This window comes from Streptomyces sp. CNB091 (assembly GCF_000377965.1).
Window position 1 is genome coordinate 1 of sequence record NZ_KB899026.1, and the last position, 9,592, is coordinate 9,592.

A 9,592-nucleotide genomic window follows, 5' to 3' on the forward strand; every position below is an offset into this window, starting at 1 on the left:
CGGGGCCCTCCGGGCGCTTCCCTTCGTTTACTTCTTTGTCTTGCTGTCTTGCGTTTCCGACTCTATCAGACTCTTTCGTGTCCGATTCCCGGTCGAAGCGGGTCTCACATCTCGCTTTCCAGGTCCTCCGCTTTCGCGTTCTCCCTTTCCGGCGAGTCCGACTTTACCAGACTCTTTTTCGTTCCGTTTCCGGTCCGAATTCGATGTTCTGATGGCCTGCGGAGTGGCCTTGGCTTTCGGTGGATCCGACTTTATCAGAAACTTACGGAGCTAAACGAACGATCCGATGGCTTCGATAAAGGAGAATCATTTGGCCCGGCGGAGCTAACAAACGCTCCTGCACGAGCGAGATAGAAGCTACGCGCTCAACTCGAACTTGTCCAGTCCGAGGCAACCGTTCAAATCTACCTCCCCACATCTGCCGTGTCAACGGTTTTGTGGGCGAGGAGGACACTAGCAGGTCAGCAGGGGTGAAAGCACATCGGCTGTCAGGCTGCGGTGGGAAGTTCGGCGCTGCGTTCGACCTCAGTGAGGTCGCCTGTGTCGCCGGCGCGGGCCGCGCGGCCGCCGAGGATGTAGACGTACGCGAGAAAGGCCAGCTCAGCGGCGATGCCGATGGTGATCCGGGCCCAGGTCGGGAGACCGGACGGGGTCACGAAGCCCTCGATGAGCCCGGAGACGAACAGGACCAGGGCCAGTCCGATTGCCATGCCCAGGGCGGCGCGGCCCTGCTGAGCGAGGGCGGCGCGGCGTGACAGGGGACCGGGGTCGATCACGGTCCAGCCGAGGCGTAGCCCTGTGCCGGCGGCAACGAACACCGCGGTCAGTTCGAGCAGGCCGTGGGGAAGCACCAGGCCGAGGAAGACGTCGAGACGGCCCGCGGAGGACATGAGGCCCAGGCCGACGCCGAGGTTGAGCATGTTGAGGAAGAGGATCCAGATCACCGGTATGCCGAGGAACGCCCCGAGGATCAGGCACAGGGCCGCAGCCTGCGCGTTGTTCGTCCATACCTGTGCCGCGAACGACGCAGCCGGGTGGCTGGAGTAGTAGGTCTCGTACTCCCCGCCCGGTCGGGTCATCGCACGGAGGTCCTCCGGTGCGGCGATCGCGGCCTGAACCTCGGGGTGGGTGCCGATCCACAAGCCCAGCAGAGCCGCCACCACTGTCGAGAGCACCGCTGTGGGAATCCACCAGTGGCGCGAGCGGTAGACCGCGGCGGGGAACCCCGCAGTGAGGAACCGGGCCGCGTCCCGCCAGGACGCCTTGCGGGTGCCGGTCACCGTCGACCGGGCGCGGGCCACGAGCTGGGTGAGACGTCCGGTGAGGAGGGGATCGGGGCTGCTCGACTGGACCAGCGAGAGGTGGGTCGCCGTGCGCTGGTAGAGGACGACGAGTTCGTCCGCTTCCGCGCCGGTGAGGCGGCGCCCCCGGCGCAGGAGGTGTTCGAGGCGGTCCCACTCCGTGCGGTGGGCGGTGACGAAGACGTCGAGGTCCATGGGCGTCTGTTGCTCCAGGCATGGGTGCGTACGGGTTCGTACTACTGCGGCGCGCTGGCGGTCAGCTTGGCAGACTGTGCCCGGCTGGGGCAGAGAAGGTCGGCGAAGGGTGGGGCCCGATGAGTGAGCTGGTTACCGGGGATGCGGTCGTTCTGGGGTTGAGGCCCGCACGGCTGCCGAGCCGGGCGCTGGCCTCGGCGATCGATCTGGCGGTGACATTCGTCGCCTTCATCCTGATATCGATCATTCTGGGCATCGCTTCCGCCTCGTTGGACGAGGCAGCGGTCGCGGCGATCGGGGTCGCCTCTTTCCTGCTGGTCCTGATCGGTGGGCCGGTCGCGGTGGAGACGCTGAGTCATGGTCGGTCCCTGGGGAAGCTCGCCTGCGGGCTGCGGGTGGTGCGGGACGATGGTGGGCCGATCCGGTTCCGGCACGCGCTCGTGCGGGGGGCCATGGGGCTCGTCGAGATCCTCATGACCTTCGGCGCCCTGGCCTCGATCGCGTCCCTGGTGTCGGCGCGAGGTCGCAGGATCGGTGACGTGTTCGCCGGGACGCTGGTGATCCGGGAGCGGGTCGCGGCCACGGGCCGGTCCGTCTCCGTGCCGCCTCCCCCGCCCTGGCTGGTCGGCCGGTTCGCGCAGCTGGATCTGTCGGCCGTACCCGACGAACTCTGGCTGGGGATACGGCAGTACCTGACGCGGATGCGGCAGCTGGATCCCGGCGTGGGGCGTTCCATCGCGGAACGGCTGGCCGGTGAACTGGTCGCCCTGACGGGGGCCGCCGCGCCCCAGGGTGTTCCCGCGGCCGCGTTCCTGGCCGCGGTGGTCCATGAGCGGCAGTCCCGGGATGCGCGGCGCGTGTTCGCCGGGCCTCGCGCCGAGGGGCCGGCACCGTCCGGGCCGGTAGCGCCCGGGCCTGTACCGTCCGGGCCGGCAGCGCCCGGGCTCACCGGGTCTGTTGGGTCGGGTACGCCTGGCAGGGCTGGCGGGGCTGGCGGGAGTTTCCGGGGGCCGGTGTCTGCCGGGGCCGGTACCGGGGCGGGGGGCGGTGCCGCCGGTGGTCACGAGCAGCGACGCGGGAGTGCTCCCTCGGGCGGGTTCGCCCCGCCCGGCTGAGGGCTGTCCCACAATTCCCGGCGGATCGTCGCGCGGCGTCGGATGCGGTGCATCGCAAGGCGGAGGGGCATCCGCATACGGGATGTATGGGGACGTTCCGACAACGCGGCGAGGTGCCGTAGCCGGCATCGGGCGCCTGCCGGAAAGCGCGGGACAGCCCTCAGGCGGTGTCCGGCCCGGATCCGGGCGGCAGGTCCTGGGCGTCCGGCGTGCCGGAAGGGCGGGGAGACGGAGGCGTCTCCAGGTGTTCGAGTTCGACGCCGGGTGCCGCGAGGACCACGTCGCCGGCGACGTGGATGGTGTGCTGCTCTCCGGTGTCCAGGGCGCTGACCTGGTATTCGTCCACGATCAGGGGGCCGTTGTCAGTGGTGTGCGCTTCACTGTTCACCAAGGCCCAGGACTGGTCGACGGTCCTGGGGGCGAGCACCGGGTCCGTGAAGGTGACCACGCGGACGCGGGTCGTGGGGGAAGCGGGGGTGAGACGCAGGAGACGGGTCATGGCGATGAGGAACGCGGGGGACGTGCCGGCGAAGGTGTGGGCGCGGACATTGCCTTCGGTGGCGTGGCTGCCGGTCGGGTCGGTCCGGACCCAGGTGACCCCTTCCAGGGCTGCTCCTCGCACCTGCCAGCTCGCGGCATGGAGTTCGATCCGGATGGGCCGGCCCAGCTCGTCCAGGGCGAGGTCGATGGAGCCGAGGTGGTCTCCGGTGGGGGATGTGGTCTGGGAGACGTAGCGCCAGCCGGAGGGGCCGGGGGCGCAGTGGAAGTGTTCTTCGCCGAGGGGGGTGTGATCGTGAAGGTCGTGGAGCGAATACCTGCCGCGGGGCATGGGGTCCTTCGGGTTCCTCGGGTCGTGCGGGGGCGGTAACGGGAGCAGGCCCCCGGCACGGGGGTGCGGGGGCCTGCGCTCGGATCTGCTGCTGCGGGCTGCGACGCCGCTCGGCGTTCGGGAGGCCGGCCTCCCGAACGCCGAGGGTGGATCAGCTACCGCGGAGGGATCAGTAGCGGTAGTGGTCGGGCTTGTACGGGCCCTCCACCTGGACGCCGATGTACGCCGCCTGCTCGGGGCGCAGCGTCGTGAGCCTGACGCCCAGGGCGTCGAGGTGGAGTCGGGCGACCTTCTCGTCCAGGTGCTTGGGCAGCACGTACACGTCGGTGGGGTACTCCTCGGGCTTCGTGAACAGCTCGATCTGCGCGAGGGTCTGGTCGGCGAAGCTGTTGGACATCACGAAGGACGGGTGCCCGGTCGCGTTGCCCAGGTTGAGGAGGCGGCCCTCGGACAGGACGATGAGGACCTTGCCGTCGGGGAACGTCCAGGTGTGGACCTGGGGCTTGACCTCGTCCTTGACGATGCCGTCGATCTTCGCGAGGCCGGCCATGTCGATCTCGTTGTCGAAGTGGCCGATGTTCCCGACGATCGCCTGGTGCTTCATCCGGGCCATGTCCTTGGCCATGATGATGTCCTTGTTGCCCGTCGTGGTGACGAAGATGTCCCCCTGCTCCACGACATCGTCCAGCGTGGCGACCTGGTAGCCGTCCATGGCCGCCTGCAGCGCGCAGATCGGGTCGATCTCCGTGATGATCACCCGGGCGCCCTGGCCGCGCAGGGACTCCGCGCAGCCCTTGCCCACATCGCCGTAGCCGAGGACGACTGCGGTCTTGCCGCCGATCAGGACGTCGGTGGCGCGGTTGATGCCGTCGATGAGGGAGTGGCGGCAGCCGTACTTGTTGTCGAACTTCGACTTGGTCACCGCGTCGTTCACGTTGATCGCGGGGAACAGGAGGGAACCGTCACGGTGCATCTCGTACAGGCGGTGCACACCCGTCGTCGTCTCCTCGGTGACACCGCGGATCTCGGACGCGAGCTGGGTCCACTTCTGCGGGGCCTCGCCGAGCGTGCGGTTCAGCAGGGTGAGGATGTGGGCGAACTCCTCGCTGTCCGCGGTCGACGGGTCCGGGGCGGCGCCGGCCTTCTCGAACTCCACACCCTTGTGGACGAGGAGGGTGGCGTCACCACCGTCGTCCAGGATCATGTTCGGGCCGCCGGTCGGGGTGTTCGGCCAGGTCAGGGCCTGCTCCGTGCACCACCAGTACTCCTCCAGCGTCTCGCCCTTCCAGGCGAAGACCGGGACGCCCGCAGGGGCTTCCGGAGTGCCGTTCGGACCGACCGCGATGGCCGCGGCGGCGTGGTCCTGGGTGGAGAAGATGTTGCAGGAGGCCCAGCGGACATCGGCGCCCAGGGCGACGAGGGTCTCGATGAGCACGGCGGTCTGCACGGTCATGTGCAGCGAACCGGTGATCCGGGCGCCGGCCAGCGGCTGAGCGGCGGCGAACTCCTTACGGATCGACATCAGGCCGGGCATCTCGTGCTCGGCGAGCGTGATCTCCTTACGCCCGAAGGGGGCGAGGGAGAGGTCGGCGACCTTGAAGTCCTGGCGGTTGGTGGCCGTCGTCATAACGGGCTGCTCCTCGTGATGGGTCGAGGGTGGGCTTTCTCTGGGCTGACTCTGCGGCGCGGCGGGCACACGAATGCCCGGGGGTTCGCAGTGCAGTCCGTCGGAGGCCCTCTGTCCCTCGCCCGGCTCGCTTCCGCCAGCCGGTCGACCGCCATCAGCAGCGACGTCTGTTATCCGTATCCGAATCTACACCGAACGGCCCAGTGAGCCCCAGCCCGTTCGTGGAGAAGAACGTGTGTGAGGGGTCACCGGGCCGATCGGGGCCGATGCGCGGTGGGTCAGTGGCCGGAATCCTTCGAGGCCGGGCCGTCGCCCGGCTCGGGTCCCGTTTCCGGGGCCTCGGGTCCCGTTTCCGGGGCCTCGGTGGCCTTGCCCGGGTTGGTTCCGGTCACCGCGGCCTGCGCGTTGTAGATGTCCGGCTCCAGGTAGATCACCCGGGCGATCGGGCACGCCGCCCGGATGCGGATCTCGGCGGCGTTGATGGCGTCGGCGACCTCGGTCGCGGTCTCGTCGTGCCGGACCGCGATCTTGGCGGCGACCAGCAGTTCCTCGGGGCCGAGGTGGAGGGTGCGCATGTGGATGATGCGGGTGACGGTGTCGCCGTCCACCACGGCCTCCTTGATCCTCTCGACGTCCTTGATGCCGGCGGACTCGCCGAGCAGGAGGGACTTCGTCTCGACGGCGAGGACGATCGCGATGAGGATCAGCAGGATGCCGATGCAGAGGGTGCCGATGCCGTCCCAGACGCCGTTGCCGGTGCCGAGGGCGAGGCCGACGCCCGCGAGCGCCAGGATCAGGCCGACGAGCGCGCCGAGGTCTTCCAGGAGGACGACCGGGAGTTCGGGCGCCTTGGAATGGCGGACGAATTCGGTCCAGGAGCGGTCGCCGCGCGTCTGGTTGGACTCACGGATCGCCGTACGGAAGGAGAAGATCTCCGCGATGATCGCGAAGACCAGGACCCCGACCGGCCAGTACCAGGCCTCGATCTCGTGCGGGTCCTTGATCTTCTCGTAGCCCTCGTAGACCGCGAACATGCCACCGACCGAGAAGAGGACGATGGAGACGAGGAACGCGTAGATGTAGCGCTCGCGCCCGTACCCGAAGGGGTGCTGAGGAGTGGCTTCGCGTTTCGCCTTCTTGCCGCCGAGCAGCAGGAGTCCCTGATTGCCCGAGTCGGCGAGCGAGTGGACGCTCTCCGCGAGCATCGACGAGGAACCACTGAAGAGGAACGCTACGAATTTGGCCACGGCGATCGAGAGGTTGGCGACGAGCGCCGCCACGATCGCCTTGGTTCCGCCTGACGCGCTCATGAGTGCGTGGTGTCCCTTCGTCGGTGCGCGGCAGGTGCCGCCGCGGTGAGGCGGCACATTGTTGCAGCCGTCGGGACGGTCCGTGGGTCAGGCCGCCACGGTTGCCCGGAAGAGTGTTCCCGGTCCCGTCGCCACGACAGTCTCGTCGGCCGGAACGTACGCGGACTCCCCCGGTGTGAGGGCGAGTTCGCCGACGGTGACCGAGCCCGCCGTGCAGAGCAGGATCTGGGGCGTGGGGGCGGTCAGTCCGGTGGGGGCCGCCCCTGGGGCGAGGGTGTAGCGGGACAGGGCGAACTCGTCGGCGGGGGTCTCGTAGAGCTCCTCGCCCGACGGGGCAGCCTCCGGGCGCAGCACGCCGGGCTCGGTGGCCTCGAACCGGACGATCCGCAGGAGTTCGGGGACGTCGATGTGCTTGGGGGTCAGGCCGCAGCGCAGCACGTTGTCCGAGTTGGCCATGATCTCGACGCCGAGGCCGTCGAGATAGGCGTGCGGGACGCCCGCGCCGAGGAACAGGGCTTCTCCGGGCTGGAGTCGCACGTAGTTCAGCAGCATCGCGGCCAGGACCCCGGGGTCGCCGGGGAAGTAGTGGGCGATGCGGGCGTACGGGGCGTGGGCGCCGCCGAGGCGTTCGGCGGCGGCCGCCGCCTCCGCCACGGTCTCGGCCATCTCCGCCGGCTCCGCGCCGAGGATCGCTGTGAGCACCTCGCGGAGGGCCGCTTCCTCGGGGTGGGCGCGGAGGAGGTCAACGTACGGCTTGAGGGAGTCGACTCCCAGCGCCTCCATCGCGTCCGCAGCCTCGGTGGGGCTGCGGAAGCCGCACAGTCCGGCGAAGGGGGTGAGGGCGCAGATGAGTTCGGGCTTGTGGTTCGCGTCCTTGTACGTGCGGTGCGGGGCGTCGATCGGGACGCCCCGGGCCTCTTCGTCGGCGTAGCCCTCGCGGGCCTGCTCCAGGTTCGGGTGGACCTGGACGGAGAGGGGGGCGCCGGCGGCGAGGAGTTTCAGGAGGAACGGGAGGCGGGGGCCGAACCGGGTGACCGTCGGCGCGCCGAGCTCTCCCTCCGGGTCGGCGTCGATGGCCTCGGTGAGGGCCAGCTCCGTCTCACCGGACGCGGTGGTGCGGGTGATGCGCGAGGGTGCTCCGGGGTGGGCTCCCATCCACATCTCGGCCTGTGGTTCGCCGGTGGGGGCGATGCCGAGCAGGGCGGGAATGGCCGTGGTGGACCCCCAGGCGTAGGGGCGCACGGTGTTGGACAGCCGGTCCATGGAGTCGTCCTCGGGTGGGGTGGGGTGGGGTGGGTGTGGGGTGGGGTGGGGTGGGTGTGGCACCAGGGGTATCAGTGTTACGTGAGGTCCTGGAGTCGTGGAGGTGGCCGGGGGGTGACACGGTCCCGGGGGGCTGAGGGGGTTCCCTGCTCTCCCTGGGATTCCTGGCCTTCCTGGCTCCCTGGGTTTCCTGGGCTTCCCTGGTCGCCCTGGTCGCCTTGGGCTTCCTGGTCGCCTTGGGCTTCCTGGGCTTCCTGTGAGGGGGCCGTTTCCCTGGGGGCTCTGGGGGTCGCGGCCCTTGTGCGTGGTGTTCCGGTGTCCGGGTGTTTCTGTCAGGGCTGGGGGGCTGAGGCCAGTGACAGGTAGACCGCTGCGAAGTCGGTGATCGCGAGCAGTTCGGCCACGGCCTCCAGCGCGCTGCCCTCCTCCGGCTCCAGCTCGCTCACGGGAGTGTCGTGGCCGAGTGCCAGCTCCCGGGCCGCGGGGTAGGCGCTGAGGCCTCCCGTCGGGCGGTCCCGGAGCAGGACGACCCGGGCCCTCAGCGTCTCGCCCTCGTCGACCCGGTCGCGGAAGAAGTCGTCGGGGTCCGCGCCCGCCGCGAAGTCCCCGGTGAGGAGCGTGCCGTGCGAGGGCAGCGCCTCGGGCAGTTCCGCCGTCAGGGCGGGGCGGCCGGCGAGCTCGGACAGTACGGCGGCGAAGCGGCGTCCTACCGGGCCCGCGGCGTCGCCCTCCGTCCACAGCAGCGGCAGGCTGTCGGCGAGCTCGGCGGCGAGTGTCTTGGCCGGGTTGCTGTACGTGGCGATGGCCGGGCCGCAGCGTTCCGCGGTGCGGTCCAGGCGGTCCGCCACCTTCTGCAGGTCCTCGGGAGGCGCGGTCACCAGGCCGACCCGGTCCAGGAGGGCCAGCAGGGGGGTGAGCAGGGCCCACAGTGTGCCGGGGCCGGCGGCGGAGGTCTCCGCGTCGTACTCGCCGTACGGGGCGGCGGCCATCGGGACGACCAGGCCGTGCACCCCGTCGACCGCCTCGCGCAGCGGCGAGCGGGTGGGGGCGACGGCGACGACGGTGCAGCCGCGTCGGTAGGCCTGCTCGGCGAGCAGGGCGAGGCCCGGTTCGGAACCGTCGGCGGTCGCGATGAGGAGCAGGTCCACGGATCCGGCCCAGCCGGGCAGCGCCCAGCGGAGGGCGCCGGGGGCGGGGGCCACACCCGTGGGGTGGATGCGTACGACGGGGGCGGCCGCGCCCGCCAGTGCGCCGATCAGGTCGGCGACCCCGGAGGCGGCGGTGCCGGGGCCCGCGACGAGGACGGCCCGCGGCCGGCCCTCCGGGTTCAGGCCGCCGATGCCGGCCTCGGCGGCGTGCCGGGCGGCGGTACGGACCCGGGCGCCTGCCTCGGCGGCGCCGCGCAGCAGATCGCGGCGGTCGGCTCGGGCCAGGGCTTCCGGGGCGTCGAGCAAGGACTCGTCGAGCATGGCGGTGGGCCTCCGATCACCGGGCGGGGTGCGGGCTGCGGTCACGGGTACGGGCGCGGTGGTGTGGCCTCCGGGGCGGGCGCGGTGCCGAACGGTGGGGCCGGCCGGCTGTCGTGCGCTGCCGGGGACGTCCTCCGCGCCGTCCTGCCCGTGCGCGTGTCGCTCGCGGTCAGGCGGGGCGGCGCGCCTCGTCGACGAGAAGGACCGGGATGCCGTCCCGGACCGGGTAGGCCAGGCCGCAGTCGTCGCCCGTGCAGACCAGCTCGGGGCTGTCGGCCGCCGAACGGTCGTCGAGCGGGGAGTGGCAGGCAGGGCAGGCCAGGATCTCCAGGAGGCCGGCTTCGAGCGCCATGGGGTGAGTCCCTTCGAGCATGCGAGTTCCGATCCGCGTGGATCAGGCGTCGTCAGCCTACCGCTGGGGTGGAGGGGGCGCGGCCTGGCCGGGGGTGAAACGGGGTTGGGGGAGGGTGGCTGCCGTGGGGG

8 protein-coding genes are annotated in these 9,592 nt (G+C 70.7%); 1 reads left to right on the plus strand and 7 read right to left on the minus strand.

Annotated elements, in window-relative coordinates; all coding sequences use genetic code 11:
- Positions 1–488 precede the first annotated feature (488 nt).
- Positions 489–1,496 (minus strand): stage II sporulation protein M, encoded by a 1,008-nt coding sequence (locus D581_RS0136030; RefSeq protein WP_018961951.1) that lies wholly within the window; start codon positions 1,494–1,496, stop codon positions 489–491.
- A gap of 119 nt (positions 1,497–1,615) precedes the next feature.
- Between D581_RS0136030 and D581_RS0136035 the strand changes: the two genes are divergently transcribed.
- A complete protein-coding gene (locus D581_RS0136035) occupies positions 1,616–2,611 on the plus strand; it encodes an RDD family protein (protein WP_018961952.1) in 996 nt (331 codons plus the stop codon).
- Between the two features lie 160 nt (positions 2,612–2,771).
- On the opposite strand, the gene D581_RS0136040 is transcribed toward D581_RS0136035, so the two are convergent.
- The 6 genes from D581_RS0136040 to D581_RS0136065 form a co-directional block, all read right to left on the minus strand.
- The gene (locus tag D581_RS0136040; RefSeq protein WP_018961953.1) at positions 2,772–3,440 is read right to left on the minus strand and encodes a hypothetical protein; all 669 of its coding nucleotides are present in this window, start codon (positions 3,438–3,440) and stop codon (positions 2,772–2,774) included.
- Between the two features lie 169 nt (positions 3,441–3,609).
- The gene (gene ahcY, locus D581_RS0136045; RefSeq protein ID WP_018961954.1) at positions 3,610–5,067 is read right to left on the minus strand and encodes an adenosylhomocysteinase; all 1,458 of its coding nucleotides are present in this window, start codon (positions 5,065–5,067) and stop codon (positions 3,610–3,612) included.
- Between the two features lie 278 nt (positions 5,068–5,345).
- Positions 5,346–6,377, minus strand: coding sequence for a cation diffusion facilitator family transporter (locus D581_RS0136050; RefSeq protein ID WP_018961955.1), 1,032 nt, complete (start codon positions 6,375–6,377; stop codon positions 5,346–5,348).
- A gap of 87 nt (positions 6,378–6,464) precedes the next feature.
- Entirely contained in the window at positions 6,465–7,640 is a 1,176-nt protein-coding gene (manA, locus tag D581_RS0136055) for a mannose-6-phosphate isomerase, class I (protein ID WP_018961956.1), read from the minus strand.
- 332 nt (positions 7,641–7,972) lie between these two features.
- The gene (locus tag D581_RS0136060; protein ID WP_018961957.1) at positions 7,973–9,109 is read right to left on the minus strand and encodes an SIS domain-containing protein; all 1,137 of its coding nucleotides are present in this window, start codon (positions 9,107–9,109) and stop codon (positions 7,973–7,975) included.
- 169 nt (positions 9,110–9,278) lie between these two features.
- Entirely contained in the window at positions 9,279–9,461 is a 183-nt protein-coding gene (locus D581_RS0136065) for a Trm112 family protein (RefSeq protein ID WP_003968734.1), read from the minus strand.
- Positions 9,462–9,592 lie beyond the last annotated feature (131 nt).